The sequence below is a fragment of the Clostridium bornimense genome (assembly GCF_018917145.1).
Taxonomy (GTDB): domain Bacteria; phylum Bacillota; class Clostridia; order Clostridiales; family Clostridiaceae; genus Clostridium_AN; species Clostridium_AN bornimense_A.
Genome location: NZ_JAHLOD010000009.1, coordinates 57629 through 76397, shown reverse-complemented (window position 1 = coordinate 76397; position 18769 = coordinate 57629). Strand labels below are relative to the sequence as shown.

17 protein-coding genes and 7 tRNA genes are annotated in these 18769 nt (G+C 30.1%); all 24 read right to left on the bottom strand.

Annotation, left to right across the window (positions count from 1 at the left end):
- Window positions 1-18: 18 nt before the first annotated feature.
- The gene (dusB, locus tag KQI30_RS04975; RefSeq protein WP_216462134.1) at window positions 19-984 is read right to left on the bottom strand and encodes a tRNA dihydrouridine synthase DusB; all 966 of its coding nucleotides are present in this window, start codon (window positions 982-984) and stop codon (window positions 19-21) included.
- Window positions 985-988: 4 nt separating this feature from the next.
- Window positions 989-1768: a type III pantothenate kinase gene (locus KQI30_RS04970; protein ID WP_216462133.1), complete on the bottom strand. Its 780-nt coding sequence runs from the start codon at window positions 1766-1768 to the stop codon at window positions 989-991.
- Window positions 1769-1997: 229 nt separating this feature from the next.
- Complete coding sequence (locus KQI30_RS04965; protein ID WP_216462132.1) at window positions 1998-3665, bottom strand: formate--tetrahydrofolate ligase; 1668 nt, start codon at window positions 3663-3665, stop codon at window positions 1998-2000.
- Window positions 3666-3898: 233 nt separating this feature from the next.
- Window positions 3899-5749 carry an ATP-dependent zinc metalloprotease FtsH gene (ftsH, locus tag KQI30_RS04960; protein ID WP_253287389.1) on the bottom strand — a complete coding sequence of 617 codons (1851 nt, stop codon included), beginning with the start codon at window positions 5747-5749 and terminating at the stop codon, window positions 3899-3901.
- 141 nt (window positions 5750-5890) lie between these two features.
- Window positions 5891-6427 carry a hypoxanthine phosphoribosyltransferase gene (gene hpt, locus KQI30_RS04955; protein WP_216462131.1) on the bottom strand — a complete coding sequence of 179 codons (537 nt, stop codon included), beginning with the start codon at window positions 6425-6427 and terminating at the stop codon, window positions 5891-5893.
- A complete protein-coding gene (tilS, locus tag KQI30_RS04950) occupies window positions 6420-7817 on the bottom strand; it encodes a tRNA lysidine(34) synthetase TilS (RefSeq protein WP_216462130.1) in 1398 nt (465 codons plus the stop codon). The genes hpt and tilS overlap by 8 nt, the downstream gene beginning before the upstream one ends.
- Before the next feature lie 70 nt (window positions 7818-7887).
- Entirely contained in the window at window positions 7888-10245 is a 2358-nt protein-coding gene (spoIIE, locus tag KQI30_RS04945) for a stage II sporulation protein E (protein WP_216462129.1), read from the bottom strand.
- A gap of 281 nt (window positions 10246-10526) precedes the next feature.
- Window positions 10527-10615, bottom strand: a tRNA-Leu gene (locus tag KQI30_RS04940).
- A gap of 106 nt (window positions 10616-10721) precedes the next feature.
- A tRNA-Met gene (locus KQI30_RS04935) sits at window positions 10722-10798 on the bottom strand.
- A 5-nt stretch (window positions 10799-10803) separates the two neighbouring features.
- Window positions 10804-10879: transfer RNA gene (locus KQI30_RS04930), tRNA-Met, on the bottom strand.
- A gap of 5 nt (window positions 10880-10884) precedes the next feature.
- A tRNA-Leu gene (locus KQI30_RS04925) sits at window positions 10885-10973 on the bottom strand.
- Window positions 10974-11079: 106 nt separating this feature from the next.
- Window positions 11080-11156, bottom strand: a tRNA-Met gene (locus tag KQI30_RS04920).
- Window positions 11157-11161: 5 nt separating this feature from the next.
- A tRNA-Met gene (locus tag KQI30_RS04915) sits at window positions 11162-11237 on the bottom strand.
- Window positions 11238-11242: 5 nt separating this feature from the next.
- Window positions 11243-11331, bottom strand: a tRNA-Leu gene (locus tag KQI30_RS04910).
- 366 nt (window positions 11332-11697) lie between these two features.
- Window positions 11698-12123, bottom strand: coding sequence for a S1 domain-containing RNA-binding protein (locus tag KQI30_RS04905; RefSeq protein WP_216462128.1), 426 nt, complete (start codon window positions 12121-12123; stop codon window positions 11698-11700).
- A gap of 32 nt (window positions 12124-12155) precedes the next feature.
- Window positions 12156-12437 carry an FtsB family cell division protein gene (locus KQI30_RS04900; protein WP_216462127.1) on the bottom strand — a complete coding sequence of 94 codons (282 nt, stop codon included), beginning with the start codon at window positions 12435-12437 and terminating at the stop codon, window positions 12156-12158.
- A 73-nt stretch (window positions 12438-12510) separates the two neighbouring features.
- Window positions 12511-12900 (bottom strand): spore cortex biosynthesis protein YabQ, encoded by a 390-nt coding sequence (yabQ, locus tag KQI30_RS04895; RefSeq protein WP_216462126.1) that lies wholly within the window; start codon window positions 12898-12900, stop codon window positions 12511-12513.
- A complete protein-coding gene (gene yabP / locus KQI30_RS04890) occupies window positions 12897-13187 on the bottom strand; it encodes a sporulation protein YabP (RefSeq protein WP_216462125.1) in 291 nt (96 codons plus the stop codon). Before yabP ends, yabQ begins: the two co-directional genes overlap by 4 nt.
- 48 nt (window positions 13188-13235) lie before the next feature.
- Window positions 13236-13499 (bottom strand): RNA-binding S4 domain-containing protein, encoded by a 264-nt coding sequence (locus tag KQI30_RS04885; protein WP_044039442.1) that lies wholly within the window; start codon window positions 13497-13499, stop codon window positions 13236-13238.
- 84 nt (window positions 13500-13583) lie between these two features.
- Window positions 13584-13859 carry an HU family DNA-binding protein gene (locus KQI30_RS04880; protein WP_044039443.1) on the bottom strand — a complete coding sequence of 92 codons (276 nt, stop codon included), beginning with the start codon at window positions 13857-13859 and terminating at the stop codon, window positions 13584-13586.
- 79 nt (window positions 13860-13938) lie between these two features.
- Window positions 13939-15390, bottom strand: coding sequence for a nucleoside triphosphate pyrophosphohydrolase (mazG, locus tag KQI30_RS04875; RefSeq protein ID WP_216462124.1), 1452 nt, complete (start codon window positions 15388-15390; stop codon window positions 13939-13941).
- A gap of 1 nt (window position 15391) precedes the next feature.
- Window positions 15392-16933, bottom strand: coding sequence for a putative polysaccharide biosynthesis protein (locus KQI30_RS04870; RefSeq protein ID WP_216462123.1), 1542 nt, complete (start codon window positions 16931-16933; stop codon window positions 15392-15394).
- Between the two features lie 56 nt (window positions 16934-16989).
- Window positions 16990-17538, bottom strand: coding sequence for a stage V sporulation protein T (gene spoVT, locus KQI30_RS04865; protein WP_216462122.1), 549 nt, complete (start codon window positions 17536-17538; stop codon window positions 16990-16992).
- 195 nt (window positions 17539-17733) lie between these two features.
- Complete coding sequence (locus tag KQI30_RS04860; RefSeq protein WP_216462120.1) at window positions 17734-18738, bottom strand: SurA N-terminal domain-containing protein; 1005 nt, start codon at window positions 18736-18738, stop codon at window positions 17734-17736.
- Window positions 18739-18769: the final 31 nt, after the last annotated feature.

Below are 18769 nucleotides of genomic sequence, written 5' to 3'. Positions count from 1 at the left end.
TTAGTCATTTTTTTATATCTATATTATAGACTTTTTATATTCTGTTAATACTTTTATTACCTCATCAGCACTAGTTAATACATTTATTTGATTTTTTATATCAATAGAATTCTTAAGTCCTTTTAAATACCAAGCTATATGCTTTCGCATTTCTCTAACTGCTTTGTATTCTCCAAAGTCTTCTATCTCTAATTTTAGATGCCTTATTACAGTATCTATTTTTTCTTCATTTGTAGGACGTCTTATTTCTCTCCCATTTAAATAATCTCCTACTTCTCTAAAAATAAATGGATTTCCTTGTGCTCCTCTACCTATCATTATTGCATCACAGTTAGTTTCTTGAAATAATCTAAGAGCACTATCAAAACTATTTACATCTCCATTACCAACTACCGGTATACTAACTGACTCTTTTACCTGTCTTATAATATCCCAGTTAGCAGTTCCAGAATACATCTGTTCTCTAGTTCTACCATGAAGTGTAATACACTTTGCTCCTGCTTCCTCTAAAACTTTACCAAATTCAACAGCATTAATACTATTGCTATCAAATCCTATACGATATTTTACAGTAACAGGCTTTGATGTTGCTTTGCTTACTTCTCTTACTATCTCTGCAGCTAATTCAGGTTCCTTTAATAATGCTGAACCTTCTCCATTCTTTACAACTTTAGGCGCTGGGCATCCCATATTAATATCTATAGCAAAAAATCTATCGTCACTATCAAATCTCTCAGCTGCTTTTGCCATTATATATGGATCTCTTCCAAAAATCTGTACTGCTGCTGGCTTTTCTTCATTTGTTAACTTCAAAAGCGCTTCTGTATTTTCTGACCCATAATATAGTCCTTTTGCACTAATTAATTCTGTGGTAACCATACCACATCCCTGTTCAACACAAATTCTTCTAAAAGCAGAATCTGTAACACCAGCCATTGGTGCTAAGAAAACCTTATTTTCAAAAGTAAGATTTCCTATTTTCATATAATTAACCTCTATTCTTTTCGTATATTATTCTTAGCCCCTCTAATGTAAGAAATCTATTTACTTCATCTACATTCTTTGTTTCTTGACTTATAAGTGTAGCTAAACCACCTGTAGCAACTACAAAAGGTTCTTCTTCACCTAACTTAATTAGTTCAGTTTTCATTAAATCAACAATATATTCTACTTGACCTATATATCCATAAATAATACCACTCTGCATTGCAGACGTTGTATTTTTACTGATAACATTATTAGGTTTTATTAGTTCTATCCTTGGTAGTTTTGCAGCTCTTGCAGTAAGCGCATTAGCACTTATCTTAATTCCTGGTGTTATAGCACCGCCTAAATAATCTCCATTCTTTCTAACAGCACAAAAAGTAGTAGCTGTTCCAAAATCAATAATTATTAGTGATCTCTTATAAATTTCATGAGCTGCAACAGCATTTACTATTCTATCTGCACCAACTTCCTTAGGATTATCATATTTTATATTTATCCCTGTTTTTATTCCCGGTCCCACTACTATAGGGTCTCTTCTTAAGTATTTTTTTATCATGTTCTCCAATGAATACATTATATTAGGAACTACGGATGAGATTATGACCCCTTCTATCTCTTCTATAGAAATTCCACTATGTTCAAAAAGATGCATAACTTGAATCCCATATTCATCTGCACTTCTCTGATCATTAGTTGATAATCTCCATTCATTAATTAACTCTTTATCTCTATATATTCCTAATACAATATTTGTATTCCCAACATCTAATACAAATATCATACCCTTCTCCTTTAAACTATACTAAATCTAAATGACTTTCATTTATTAAAATAGTATATCCATTTTATCAAATGAAATATCATAAACGCAAGATATACATTTTACTTATATTTATTTCCTAGGCAATATATGCACAAATAATACTAATGGGACTGTGGCACATTAAAACTAATAATTTTTTGTGCTACAGTCTCATCATTTATACTTAATAACTAAAAACTAATAATTTTTAGAATAATCCAACGATCTTTCCATCTTCATCAATATCCATTATGTTAGCTGCTGGCTTCTTAGGTAATCCAGGCATTGTCATTATATTACCTGTTAATACAACTATAAATCCAGCTCCGTTAGAAACTCTTACTTCTTTAACAGTAATCTCAAAGTTTTCAGGTCTTCCTAATAATGATGGATTATCTGAGAAAGAATATTGTGTTTTAGCTACACATATTGGCATTTTATCAAGTCCGAATTTTTCTAACTCTCTTATTGATTTCATTGCATCTGCAGTAAAGTTAACTTTACTACCACCATATATTTCTTTACAAATTATATTCATCTTTTCTTCAATAGAAAGATTTTCATCATATAGATAGTGGAACTCTTCTTTATTATTGTCTATTTCTTTAATAACTTTTTCTGCTAAGTCAATTCCACCTTCTCCACCTTTTGCCCATACATCAGTAAGTGAAACTTCAACACCTATCTTTTCACAATATTTCTTTAATAATTCTACTTCTGCATCTGTATCACTTAAGAATCTATTAATAGCAACTACTGCAGGTAATCCATATTTTCTAACATTCTCAACATGTCCTTTTAAGTTTTCCATTCCTTTTTCTAATGCTTCTAAGTTTTCTTCACCTAAAGCATCTTTTGCAACACCACCATGATGTTTTAATGCTCTAATAGTTGCAACTATAACTACACAACTTGGTTTTAAATTTCCAGATCTACATTTTATGTCTAAGAATTTTTCAGCACCAAGATCTGCACCAAATCCTGCTTCTGTAACAGCATAATCTCCAAGAGCTAATGCCATTTTAGTTGCAATAATAGAGTTACATCCATGAGCTATATTGGCAAATGGTCCTCCATGTATGATAGCTGGAGTATTTTCTAAAGTTTGTACTAAGTTAGGCTTAATAGCATCCTTCATAAGTAATGCCATAGCACCTTGAACCCCTAATTCCTTACAATAAACTGGTTCGCCAGAATAATTATATCCAATTACGATGTTACCCATCTTTTCTTTCAATTCACTTAAACTATTAGATAAACAAAGTATAGCCATAATTTCTGATGCAACAGTAATCATGAATCCATCTTGTCTCATTACACCATTTACTTTACTTCCAAGTCCTATAACTATTTCTCTAAGTGCTCTGTCATTCATATCCATAACTCTTTTAAAAATTATTCTCTTAGGATCAATTCCTAATGAATTACCTTGATGTATATGATTATCTATTGCTGCTGCTAAAAGATTATTTGTGCTAGTTATAGCATGCATATCTCCAGTAAAATGTAAATTTATATCTTCCATTGGAACTACTTGAGCATATCCCCCACCAGCAGCTCCACCTTTAATACCGAATACTGGTCCTAAAGAAGGTTCTCTTAATGCGATAACTGCTTTTTTATTCAATTTACATAATGCTTGACCTAATCCAACTGTTACAGTTGATTTTCCTTCACCGGCTGGAGTTGGATTTATTGCTGTCACTAAGATTAATTTCCCTTGTTTATCTTCATTCTTTTTTAATATATCCAAAGATAATTTACATTTATATTTACCATATAAATCTACATCATCTTCTTCTACCCCTAATTTTTTCGCGATATTCATAATAGGTTCCATCTTAGCCTCTTGTGCTATAACTATATCACTTTTCATCTTTTACACCCCTTGTAATTAAAGTTATCTTATAACCTTTTTTTCAGTTAATTAACAAAAACATTATATCATATAATATTAGAATTTATATAATTTACATTAATTTTATCAATATATGTCTCTACTTTTATTGATATTGTGCACAGTTTTCAACTGATAGCTATTGTGAAACCTGAATAAAAAAAGCTATTGTACCGGCAAATTTTTATTTGCTAGCACAATAGCTTCTTATATTATAGATCTTTCTTTTCAAAATCTTCTAAAGTTATTTCTTTGTTATCTTCTTTATCTGCAGATTCTTTATTTTCTTCTAATACTTCTTCTACTGAAGATCCATCTGGATATTTACCAGTAGAAACTAATGATTCGAATTCATCTGCTTCTAATTTTTCTTTTTCTAAAAGAGCTTTTGCAACTAAATGAAGTTTATCCATATTTTCGATAAGGATTGTTTCTGATCTGTTATATGCTTCTGTAATAAACATCTTGATTTCTTCATCAATTTCAGCTGCAACTTCTTCAGAGTAATTCTTACTTCTTCCGAAATCTCTTCCTAAGAATACTTCACCTTGTTCATCACCAAAAGCTATAGTTCCAAGTTTATCACTCATACCATATTTCATAACCATTGATCTAGCTATATTAGTAGCTCTTTCTATATCATTACTAGCTCCAGTAGATATATCTCCTAATATTAATTTTTCTGCAACTCTACCACCAAGTAAAGAAACCATTTCATCTTTTAATCCTTCTTTAGACATATAACTTCTGTCTTCCTCTGGAAGATGCATAGTATATCCTCCTGCAGAACCTCTAGGAATGATACTTATTTGATGTACAGGATCAGCATTTGGTAAGTTTCTCATTACAATAGCATGCCCTGCTTCATGATATGCAGTAAGTTTTCTATCTTTTTCACTTATAACTCTAGATTTCTTTTCAGGACCTGCAATAACTCTAGTAATAGCTTCTTCTAACTCTTCCATAGTTATTGTAGATTTTCTAGCTCTAACTGATAATATAGATGCTTCATTCATAAGATTTTCAAGATCTGCTCCTGTAAAACCTGGAGTTCTCTTTGCTAAAGTCTTTAAATTAACATCTTCTGCTAAAGGCTTATTTTTAGAATGCACCTTTAATATTTCTTCTCTACCCTTAGCATCTGGTGATCCAACTATAATTTGTCTATCAAATCTACCTGGTCTAAGTATAGCTTTATCTAAGATATCAGGTCTATTTGTAGCTGCAATAACAATTATATCTTCATGGATTCCAAACCCATCCATTTCAACTAATAACTGATTTAGTGTTTGTTCTCTTTCGTCGTGACCACCGCCAAGACCAGCACCTCTTTGTCTTGCAACTGCATCTATTTCATCTATAAAAATTATACATGGTGAATTTTTCTTAGCAGTTTCAAATAAATCTCTAACTCTAGATGCACCAACACCAACAAACATTTCAACAAAATCAGATCCTGATATTGAGAAAAATGCTACACCAGCTTCTCCTGCTACTGCTTTTGCTAATAATGTTTTACCAGTACCTGGAGGTCCAACTAAAAGAACACCTTTTGGAATTCTTGCTCCCATATCTCTATATTTTTTAGGATATTTTAAGAAGTCTACAACTTCTTCTAATTCTGCCTTTTCTTCATCTTCTCCAGCTACATCTTTAAATGTAACCTTCTTATCGTTAGTAGCTTTTTGTGCTTTACTTTTTCCAAAGCTCATAACACCTCTACCGCCACCGCCTTGAGATTGGTTCATAAACATAACCATCATCATTACAGTAAATATTATTAATATACCTGTCGGCAAGAACTGTACCCACACTGGTATAGTAGTAGGCTCTTTATACTTTTGTGTTATTGTATCATTAGCATTATCTTTAAGAAAATCATCTAATCTTGTACTAGATATTGATGTACTATATCTGTTATTATCATTCGCTACAATCTCTACAGTGGAAATTCTTCCATCAGAGTTTACTTCTATACTTTTAATTTGATTGTTTTTCCACATTGTTTCAAATTTGTCTGCTGTTATTGATGTTAATGCCTTTGAACTTTGGAATAACATCATTGATGTAATAACAACAGCAATGATTAAAAATAACCAGGCCGTTAATCCATAAGTAGATTTTTTCACGTAAGGCCCCCCTCTCATTATAGTTATATTAAATTTTAACACAGTAGCATATTTGTTACAATTGAGTTTTTTTAACTATTTGTAAATTTCCTCTTTTAAAACTCCTATATAAGGTAAATTTCTATATTTTTCGGCATAATCTAAACCATAGCCTACAACAAATTTATCCGGAACTTCATATCCTATGTATTTTGCATTAACTTTAACTTTATTTCTTTCTGGCTTTGTTAAAAGTGCCGCAATTTCAATATTTTTAGGACCTCTATTTTTTAGATAATCAACTAAATAACTAAGAGTAATTCCGCTATCAATAATATCTTCTACTATTATTATATTTTTATCCTTAATTTCAAAATCTAAATCTTTAAGAATTCTTACAACGCCAGTACTAGTTGTTCCATTTCCATAACTAGATACAGCCATAAAATCCATTGTAACTGGTATCGTTATTTCTCTCATAAGGTCTGCCATAAAAGGAACTGACCCTTTTAAAATACCGATTAAAAATACCGATTCTCCTTCATAATCTTTTGATATTCTTTGCCCAAGCTCTTTTACTTTTTCTTTTATATTATCTTCACTTATTAAGATTTCTTTTACATCATTATTCACTACAATTACCTCTCTTAACTTGTATAATTAATATACGTTTTGTTTCTTCTGTTATTTTAAATTTCTCACTAATCCTTAACCCTACTATCCAAGCTATTTCATTATCAAATAGTATCAATGGTATCTTGCTTCTCTTACTCTTATCTATTTTTTCATTTATAAATAAGTCCTTTAATTTTTTCCTTCCCTTCATTCCTAAAGGCGTAAAATAATCTCCATCTCTTCTATTTCTAATTGTCACCTTTTTAATTTTATCATAATCAAAGTATTTTATTAAATAATTATTTGAAAATTTATTTATATTTTTCTTATTAGTTACTTCACATTCTATTGTTATATCTAATTCTTCTATATAAGTAGTACCACTTATATTTATATCTTTTTCAAAATTAATAAATTCATTATTTTTATTATCTATCTGTATAACTATATCGCCATAATTATTAGTAGCTTTAATTCTTCTCGGCAAAATTAACTCTTTCCCTGTTTCACCACTTTGAATTAATATTATCTCATCAATATGCTTTTTTTCTATCTCTTTTATATTACCTAACAAATCTTTCATAACATTTCTGATTAATCTAGATAAAACTGCTTTATGAAGCGTAAATGCCTCTTTATCTATAACTATTTTATCTCCAAGATTTTTTGCATACTTTTTATATGATATATAGCTTTGTTCTTCTAAATAATCATTATCTATAGTAAAGCTATCTATAGTCCTCATAATAGTTCTTACTATATCCTTATTAAAATTTTCAGATATATACGGTAATACATCTAATCTAATCTTATTTCTACTATATATATTCTCTAAATTAGTTGCATCTAATCTCGTCTCTACATTCATTTCTTCACAAAACTTCTCAATAGAACTTCTATCTACATCTATTAATGGTCTTATAATATTATCTCTAACAGCATCTATACCTCTCAGACCGTAGATTCCACTTCCTCTAAATAATCTCATCATAAAAGTTTCTACTTGGTCATTAGCATTATGAGCAACAGCTACCTTGTTACACCCTTCTTTTATAGAAACCTCTCTAAAAAAATCATACCTTATTTCTCTTCCTGCAACTTCTGTAGATACGCCTTTTTCTCTCGCATACTTATCAACATCTACCCTACAAGTATTTACAGGAATATTAAACTTATTTCCTAAACCTTTTACATACTCTTCGTCACCATCAGATTCTTTATCTCTTAACATATGATTTACGTGAGCTATCACTAAAGAAATATTTAACTCATCCTTTAGCATATTTAGTACATGTAACAATGTCACTGAATCTGGTCCTCCAGATACTGCTACAAGAATTCTATCTCCTTTTTCTATCATATTATATTTATTTATAGTTTCTTTAACTTTATGTAATAAACGCTCCATCCTACTTTAATACTCCTAATCTTAGTGTATATTAATATAATTACATAATGACTTTATACTGTCAACAAAGTTAATCCATAACCTTAAACGTTTTAGACACTATTAACGTCATATCATCTTTAATATATCCTTTCGATAACTTTGTAGCTTCTTTTATTATTCCATCTCTTATTAATTCTTGACTATTAGTTTTACATTTCTTTAAATACTCAACTAACCAACTATAATCACCTTCGTCACCTTTTTGGCAATCTATAACACCATCAGATAGCATCACAATTATATCTCCATTCTCTAATGATATATTATTTACTTGAACATCAGGTTTATCTAAAACTCCTATAGGTAAAGTTGTATTATTTATAACCTTTACTTCTTCACCTCTTTTTATAAAAGTAGCAGCAGCTCCTACCTTAATTAATTCTAACTCGCCTCTATATAAATCAATATTAGCTATATCTAATGTTGCAAATTTTTCTTCTTCATTAAATTTCAACGACATTATAGAATTCAAAGTATCAATAACCGTATCCATTGATAATCCTGATTCTGTAAGCTTCTTAACTAAATCTATTACTATAGAACTATCTTGATCTGCCACCTTTCCAGATCCCATTCCATCACTTAAAAATATATTGTACTCTCCATTTTTCCCTTTACCAAAATAACTATTATCGCCACTCTCCACTTCGCCATCTTTAGGAATAACCTTAATACAAGAAGATATATAAAACTTAGGTCTTTCCTCAAATAAAACTGTACATAAGTTTTTACTTCTATCTATGCAACAATTTTCATTTCCAACACACATCTCTCTCTTCACTGCTCTGCTTATAATAGGTATTACATTTCTTACACAAAAATCTGTACCTCTACAATAATTAAGCTTAACATTGACAATAAGCCGTCCTTCTTTAGTATTTGTACAACTTAAATCTTTATAATCTATTCCTGCCTTATTAAAAGCATAGGCTATATTTCTTTCTTCTCGTACATCAAAAGATATATCATTTTGAAATTCATTAATTATTTCATCTATAGAACTTGCCATATGAGAAATATTATTAGATAAAATTTCTCTACCTTCTATTTGCTTTTTTTGATATATATCACGAATCATAATAGACGTCTTTAATTCAGAAGATATCTTTTTTATCATCGTTCTATTTATACACTTTCTATCCAGTTCCTTCGGCATATCTTCATTATTGTATAATATATTATCTATAAGCTCTTCAAATGCAGCATAAGTATAGTATGTTTCCTTTTCCCAACATTGATTTTTCATACTACATCTACCACAAACCTTTTCTACTAAATTGTATACAGATTCTTCTCCCATATCTTTATAATTCTTTTCTGCACTTATGGTCAGTTGTTTTAATATATTAGATATATCATCAAGAACATTTGCATATGTACTCATTCTTTGATTTACAGCATTTTTTATTTTATGTCCATAACTTTCATAGGCCTTTTCTCTTTTAACATCAAGATTAAACTCCCTCTCTAAAAAACTATATACATTTTTGGGAATTAATAATGCCATAAGAAAAGCTATAGCTCCATCTACTATTCCTATATAGCTTGATGTATTTCCAGATATATATATTATGATAAACGTAATAATTCCACCAACTATTGCTAATACCTTTCCACTCTCTCGTATTATTTCAACAGTCATAGATATTAATGCATAGGTTCCAACAATAATCATTAAACCTTTACTATTTATCCCCACCATTACTCCTATTGCTATAGAAAAAATTATTCCCATTCCATTTCCGCACACTAACGAAGCTATTATTATTATAGTAATTCCTAAAACGTTAGCAATATTTATTCCTGAAATATTAATACCCCAAAATCCAGCAACTATAACTGATATTAATAAAGCCATTGATGCAATTTCTTCACTATTAAAAAGATAATTTGTTTTTATAGCTGACATAGATGAAATTGAAAATTTAAATATATAGTATATCGGTATTATTGACACCACTTCTACAAAGGTTAAAAATATTCCCATTCCATAATTGGTATTGTCAAATATAATTTTATACACATAACTTATACAAAAAATTGCTATATATTGAACACATATCTGTAACTGAACTTTTTTATTATTTAATAAAAAAGTAATTATATCTATTGCTATAACATAACTTATATATATAATTATAGATCCAACTTTATCACCTATTGTTGTATATCCTAATATAGACATTAAGGATACAACAATAACTTCACCTTTTTTTAAATATTGTACTAAAATTAATAATAAAGCTATTCCAAATGGCGCCACTTCTTTTATAAGCGTTACTCTACTTACAAAAAAAATTGCTATAGCTGATATTACTAATGATATAATTCTTCTAACGTATTCTTCTTTTTTATTCTCCCCATTATAACTAAAATCAATCTGCATACCTTCATCCCCTATCTCTATTGTGAATAAAGTATATCAGTTTGCTTTTCCATTTTTTGTAAATTTCTCTTGTGATGAATTTAAAACTTTTTGACACTATGTAATAGATTATCATCACTAATAATGTTTTTCGACATTGTTTATTAATTTAAATATAATTCAATTGTCAATTAAATATATATTAATAATCTATATATCTAAAAACGTAATATGATTTTAGTAATATTTTATTTAATGTTTTAATATAAAAAAAGAACTCAAGTTTATCACTTGAGTTCTTTTGGTGCCGAAGACCGGAATCGAACCGGTACGATGTGTTAGCATCGCAGGATTTTAAGTCCTGTGCGTCTGCCAGTTCCGCCACTTCGGCATATTTGTTCTACTCGCTTCTAGCGAATACCTTTTTAATATATTGTTCTCTTGAACATTTATTATTTTACCATAAAACATTTTCTTTTGCAATAGTTTTATAGTAATGGTAGCGGAAATAGGACTTGAACCTACGACACTTCGGGTATGAACCGAATGCTCTAGCCAGCTGAGCTATTCCGCCACATTTGGTTGCGGGGGCAGGACTTGAACCTGCGACCTTCGGGTTATGAGCCCGACGAGCTGCCAACTGCTCCACCCCGCGTTATTTGGTGCCGAAGACCGGAATCGAACCGGTACGATGTGTTAGCATCGCAGGATTTTAAGTCCTGTGCGTCTGCCAGTTCCGCCACTTCGGCATATTTGTTCTACTCGCTTCTAGCGAATACCTCTTTAATATATTGTTCTTTCGAACATTTGCTATTTTACCACAAACCATTATCTTTTGCAACAGTTTTATAGTAATGGTAGCGGAAATAGGACTTGAACCTACGACACTTCGGGTATGAACCGAATGCTCTAGCCAGCTGAGCTATTCCGCCACATTTGGTTGCGGGGGCAGGACTTGAACCTGCGACCTTCGGGTTATGAGCCCGACGAGCTGCCAACTGCTCCACCCCGCGTTATTTGGTGCCGAAGACCGGAATCGAACCGGTACGATGTGTTAGCATCGCAGGATTTTAAGTCCTGTGCGTCTGCCAGTTCCGCCACTTCGGCATACGTCGTTTAGCGACAAGTTAAATTATATATGACATTTTATAAGCTGTCAACAAGTTTTTTTATTTTTATTTCTATTTTATTTTGAGTTGTATAATATATGTAAATAATAGAGTCAAATTCTAATTTTAATTATATACTTATACACACTTTTTTTTGATCTAATAGTTCATTTTGATAAAATGGAAATTTTTTTATAGCAACCTACTTAGAAAACTTATTAAGAAACTGAGACCAAATTATAAACTATGATTTTGCATTTATATCAAAAAAATCCCGAAGGAATTTCTACCATCACCATGCACTAAAAAAGAGGTTTTGCCTACAAATTTTCATTTGTTCTGCAATAACCTCTGATTTATTTCACTATCTTGTTAGAGAATTTTTTTTATTTCCTCTACCTTTGAAGTCTTGATGTTTCTTTAAATCTTGAAATCTTTCTTCACTTTCTTTTAGAAACTTAGATAAAATGTCCTCAAAATCCCCACCGTTGTTCTTACCAGCATTTTTGTTGCTATTCTTTTTCCAGTCAATTTCCATTGGTCTTGAAGATTTTTTCGGTGTACTTGCTTGTTTTATTGATAAACTTATCTTACCATTATCGTCAACTGAAAGTACCTTTACTTTTACTTTATCCTGTTCCTTTAAATGTTCCCTTATATCCTTAACATAATTATCTGCAACTTCGGATATATGTACTAATCCTGTTTTTCCCTCGACCTCAACAAAGGCTCCAAATTTAGTGATGTTAACTACCACCCCGTCTGTTATAGTACCTGCTTTTAAAGACATGTAAAAAAAATCCTCCTTAGATTATAAATATATTAATTTTTATTGTTATTTTTCTCTATTACCGGAATTTCATCTTTCTTTACTAAATTACCTTTTTCTCTAGCCATAGTTTCTATATATGCATCACTTTGACTCATTTCTAAATCTTCTTCCAACTTAGAATTTTCTTTGTTTAGCTTTTTTGTTTCGGCTTTAGCATTATTAATGTCATTCTTTATCCTATGCATGGTAATTTGTTGATTAACAAGAGTATATACTACACTTATTAATACTACAGTAATCACAAGGTTTTTCAAGTTAAGCCTTCTCTTCATACTTTCTATTCAACCCCTAAATTAACCTTTTATACATATTTATATTTTAAAGTTTTTTTTAAATATATTCAAGTTAATTTTTATTTTTTCCTTTTATTATTAATTGAAAAGGATAGATTAAATAGTTAAAAATCATTCTTAAAGACTTTACTGCACTATTTACCAAAACTGATAAAATTTTTGTAAAGTGCCTACTTATCATTTTGTAATATAAGCCAAACCCTAATGCTATACATAAATAAGCATAAACAGATATAAAAGGCGCTCCTACAATATGTAGAAATATATATACCATAAAACCGGCAAGAATCCAAAAAAGTAAATCACTTATAAATGTCATAATTTTATTAGGAACTTTTATTCCTCTTATAACTCTATATATATCAAAAAATATTCCTGCAAAAACTCCTGAGATAAAGGTCATCGCTATAATATACGCTTGAGATACATTAGATATTATCATTTAAAAAGCCTCTCTAATATACTTTCTTTTTCTCTTTTGGATGATGCGTATACACAAGAATCTATAGTTCCTGATATTATAACATCTCCATTTTCAACATCTAATTTATTCATTTTTAGATCTTTCCCCTTAATTGTTAGCTTTCCCATTGTTGTATTCAAGTTTATTTCGTCTTCATTAAATCTAATGACCTCTACAACTCCTGTTACAGAAAGATTTGCTCTATTTTCCATAGTCAAATTTGATGGTTTGCTATTACTTACTACTACTTCTTTCTTTACATCCATCTCAATCCCCCCTACTTATATATAAATATGAGGGCTCAATTAACTTTATTACTCTTCTTTATCTTCTTCACCCATTAATATCTCATACATTTCTTTTGCATCATCTTTCTTAACATGTGAAGCTATATTAATTATTCTAGCTTTTAATTCTCTATTACCAAATTGTATTGTTATAATATCATTTTCTTTTACATCAGTACTTGCTTTAGCTACTTTATCATTTATAGATACTCTACCACTATCACAAGCTTCTTTTGCTACTGTTCTTCTTTTTATTATTCTTGAAACTTTTAAATATTTATCTAATCTCATATAATCCTCCATTACCTATAATACATAATCTATCTAATATAAATAAAAAGCCTAGATACCTAGGCTTTCTATTTACAAGTTAAATTACTTGTTTACTCTCTCTTTTAATTCTTTACCAGCTTTGAATGCTGGAACAGTTGAAGCTGGAATAGTGATTTCTTCCTTAGTTTGAGGGTTTCTTCCTTTTCTAGCTTCTCTTCTTTTAGCTTCAAAAGTACCGAATCCAACTAATTGAACTTTATCTCCGTTTTCTAAAGCTTCACCTATTGAATCCATAAATGCCTTTAAAACAGCTTCTGCATCCTTTTTAGATACATTAGCTTTTTCTGCCATACTTGAAATTAATTCTGATTTATTCACTTTTGTAACCTCCTTGTACTTAAAGCATATAAAATTAATATTCTTCAAAAATATTTAATTTCCTCTTTTTAATTAAATTTTATTGATTTTTTTTTGATTCATTCCACAATTCATCCATTTCCGCAAGATTCATATCTGAAAGTTCTATCCCATTGTCGATTGATTTTTTTTCCATATAAGAGAATCTCTTTATAAACTTACTTATAGTTGTATTTAAAGCTTCTTCTCCATCTACTTGTAAAAATCTCGCTACATTTATTGCAGAAAATAATAAATCTCCAACTTCCTCTAATATTCTTGACACTTCTGCATTTTTATATACTTCTTTTATCTCATTTAATTCTTCAATTACTTTATCAAATGCAGGTTCTACACTGTCCCAATCAAATCCAACCTTCGCAGCCTTTTTTTGTACCTTAGCTGCCCTGATAGTAGCCGGTAAACTTTTGGCAATATTATTCATAGAATCTGTTATTGAAGTATATCCTTTTTCTTTCTTTTTAAGTTCTTCCCACTCTTCAATAACTTCTTCTGATGTAGTATTTACTCTATTTGCAAATACATGAGGATGTCTATAAATCATTTTTTCACAAATTCCTCTAATTATATCGTGTTCTGAAAAATAACCTTCTTCCTTACCTATTGTTCCATGGAAAACTACATGAAGCAATACATCGCCTAATTCTTCTACTAAGTTATCATCATCTTGATTATTAATAGCTTCAACCACTTCATAACTCTCTTCAATAAGGGCATTCTTAATAGACTCATGGGTTTGTTCTCTATCCCAAGGACATCCATTTTCCCCTCTTAAGGTTTCTAATATACTAGTTAAATGATAAAAATCAAAATATTTTCCTGAATCATCTTTTGGTATATAAATTGATGTAAGATAATCTATATCTTCTTGCCAATCTAATTGATATAGAGGAATTTTTCTAATTGATTCAACTCCTTCTACTCCCGCAGCCCTTACAAAAATAATCTCTTTTTCATCATCATAAAATTTCGATAAATTAAACTTTACTTCAGATGCTATCATATTATCATATACTTGAGTTATTATAGTGCCAACTCTTGTATCTATAATTTGATTATCCATATCAAAAGCATCTATTATTTTTAATCCCTCAACAGGATCTATATTTAATGTTTCCATCATAACATCAACGAAGGAGACTGCTGTATGTATTTTATATTGAATTCCTTCCTTTTTGCACATTTCAACTAATAACGATACTGATTTTTCAGCTACTAATGGATGACCTGGCACTCCATACACTAAGTCTCCTAATTCCTTATGTTTTTCAATTAGATCCTTAGCAATATTAAGATACACTTCATCAAAAGAATCATACTCATCATAACAATGATCATATGTTTCAAAATTTATCCCCATATCCTTCAAATATTTTATTGTAGGATGAATCTCTGTTCTAAGAAATATCGGTTTATTACTTTTTAAAACTTCTATAGTTCCAATAGTTAAAGAATCTCTTGAACCAGGTCCTAATCCAATAATATTAATCATCTTAAGCTCTCCTTCTCTTCACTTTCTTTTTCACTTCGCTTATATCAACAACTCCAAAAGCTATTACTAATAATGTATAAATAATAACCCCTATCCCTATAGAAATCAAGGTTATTACAGGTACCACGGAAATATTCTCTTTTAACTTATTATACACTATATATACAAATATACCCATAATCCCTGATGTTATAATGTTCTTTGTAAATATTTTTATATAGTTAATTTTTAATTTCGTAGATAAACCCAAGTATATTAAATTTAAAACAACTGTAACTATATATCCCAAAATTGTTCCTATCGCTGCTCCATTTATACCAAAACTTACATCCGGCACTAATATTATTGTTGTAATTATTTTAACTACACATCCTATTAATAAATTTATTACAGGCATTACGTATTTTCCTGTTCCTTGAAGCACTGATGTTGAAGTTTGTGTTATTGCCATAAATGGAATTGCTACAGAGCAATAACTTAATATTTCTCCTCCATCACCATGACCAGGAAATATAGTATTCAATATCGGTGATGCTAATATAGCTAATCCTACCGCAGATGGAAATGCAATAGCCATAGATATATTCATAGCTCCCTCTATTTTTCTTTTTAATTCTTCTCTTTTTCCCAAAGCGAATAATTCAGATATTATAGGTACGATAGATGAACTTAAGGCTATAGAAATAGTCAATGGAACATTTACAAGTATACCTGCCTTTCCAGATAATTGACCTAACAAAATTGCCGCTTCTTTATATGTATGTCCACCTTTTACTAATAATTGAGGAACTAAAGCAGAATCAATTAAATTAACAGAAGATATTACTGCTGCCCCTACAGATATAGGAATTGCTACACGTAATACTTTGCTCATTATTTCTGTATCATTTTTTATCTTCTTTATTCCCCATTCCTTTTTCACTTTTATGTATTTTAAATATAAATATATAAGACCAAACAAGCCACCAACAGATGCTCCTAATGTAGCTCCACCCGCTGAATATTCTACTCCATATGATATAAGAATATATGCTAGTCCTATTCCTATAACTATTCTACCAATCTGTTCTATAATTTCTGACACTGCTGTAGGCGTCATATTTTGATACCCTTGAAAAAATCCCCTAAATGCACTCATAAGACCAACTATTATCGGCGCAAAAGATACTCCTAGAAGTGAATAATACACCTTATGATCCCACTTTAAAAAAGCCATTATACTATCACTAAATAAAATCATAGACAAAGTAAATCCACAACCTATAATCAACATTATAATTATAGCTTTTTTTAATATAGCAAATGAACCTTCCCTATCATTTACAGCATTACATTCTGAAACCAACTTAGATACTGCTATAGGAATACCGCTAGCTACTGCAATAAAGAAACCTAGTAGTGGATAAGCCATTTGATAATATCCAACACCTTCGTCACCAACTAACATAACCAAAGGCCACCTAAAAAATAGCCCTAAAAACTTTGCTATAATTCCCGCCATTCCTAATATTAATGTTCCCTTTACTAACGATTGTTTTTTCATTATATCCCTCCATTCTCGGATAATTAATAATTATGCTAAAATGGAGGTTTTATAACCTATTGTTCCATTTGCTTTCCTAGAAACGCCGCAGCTGTTTCTGCAATTTTCTTTTCCACTTCTCCAAAATCTGCTCCTGAATCCTTTGATGCAATAATTACAGATCCAATAACATCACCTTCTGCAATAATTGGAGCTACAACTTGTGCAATGAATTCACTTACATCTTCATCTTCATACATAGGTAAAGCCTTATTAGCCCCATCCATTAAATATGTTTTTCTTTTATTTATATTGTCTTCCAAAGAATCAGATATCTTCTTATCTAAATATTCTTTTTTAGATGCTCCAACAACAGATACTATTCCATCTTTATCTGTAATAATTATCATATGACCTAACGTTTGATGTAACGCCTCTGCATATTCTTTTGAAAAATTAGTTAATTCCCCAATAGGAGAATATTTTTTTAATATAACTCCCCCTTCTCTATCCGTAAAAATTTCCAGAGGATCTCCTTCTCTTATTCTTAATGTCCTTCTGATTTCTTTTGGTATAACTACTCTTCCTAAGTCATCAATACGTCTTACGATTCCTGTAGCCTTCATAATTTTCCTCCTTATTTGTAAGTAACTCTTGTACTAATATTATCTTTATATGAAAACATTTTTATACTTACAAATAAGAAAAAAATACATTATTCTTAATCTTTGGTCTCTTTAGCACCGCTTTCATACTTACGAAAAAAACTGAGAAGAATGGGTTCTAAATCCATTCTCCTCAGTTTTACTTATAAAAACATATTAATTTGTTAACTTCTTATCATAAGTTTTCAATTGCTTCTTATATATTTTCTTTAAATCACTATATATTCCACTTGATTCAGCTTGTTTTTTCAATTCATACTTAATACCAGTATCTGTATCTGTAACTCCTATGATAAAATATCCAAACTTTAAGTTACCTGATTCGTCTTTAGAAGATTCAATAATATCAGATGTCTTACCTACTTCCAATTCTTTTACTGCATTTACGAAATTCTCATCTATACTTGACATATCTTCTGATTCTGTATCCATAAATCCAAAGAATCCATTGTTTTCTTTTCCACTATCAGTAGTATATTTTGCTGCAATCTCATCTATAGTCTTACCACCATCGATTTCTTTTTTTGCAGCTTCCATTTGATCTTTATCTTTATTAACTATGTATAAAACAGCTTTTTGTTTTGCTTTCTTCTCATAGTCATCTTTATTATCCTTTTTATATTTCTTTATAGAAGCATCATCTGTCTTACTTTCCATATACTTATCAATAGCACATTGTGTTATATACATGTTTCCTAAGATTTCTTTCATTTCATCTACTGAAACTCCAAGTTGTGCTTTAGCTTTTTTCTCAAAATCTTTATCATCTGAAGCTCCTAATTGCTCCTTATAATAATCAACCTTTTCATCTACAAATTCTTTCTTTTTAGTATCATCAACCTTAACATTGTTATCCTTATTATACATCTTTACTAACTCATTATAAATAAGACTATCTAATTCAGATTGTTTAGCTTGATTAAGTGCTGATACAGCATCACTATTTTCTAAATAATTATCTCCGTACTTTTCTTTTAAAGTATCTTTATAGCTTTTCATTTTATCTTCGATTTCTGATCTCTTAATTTCAGTATCTCCAACCTTTGCTACTACTTGTTTACCTTTTGCCGCATCTGTTCTTTCAATAAATGTACATGATGTTAATCCTAGCGTAGATACTATAATACCTATTGCTATAACAGTATTTCTAACCCTTTTCACTCCTATTCCCACCTTCGTCATTGTTATTTAT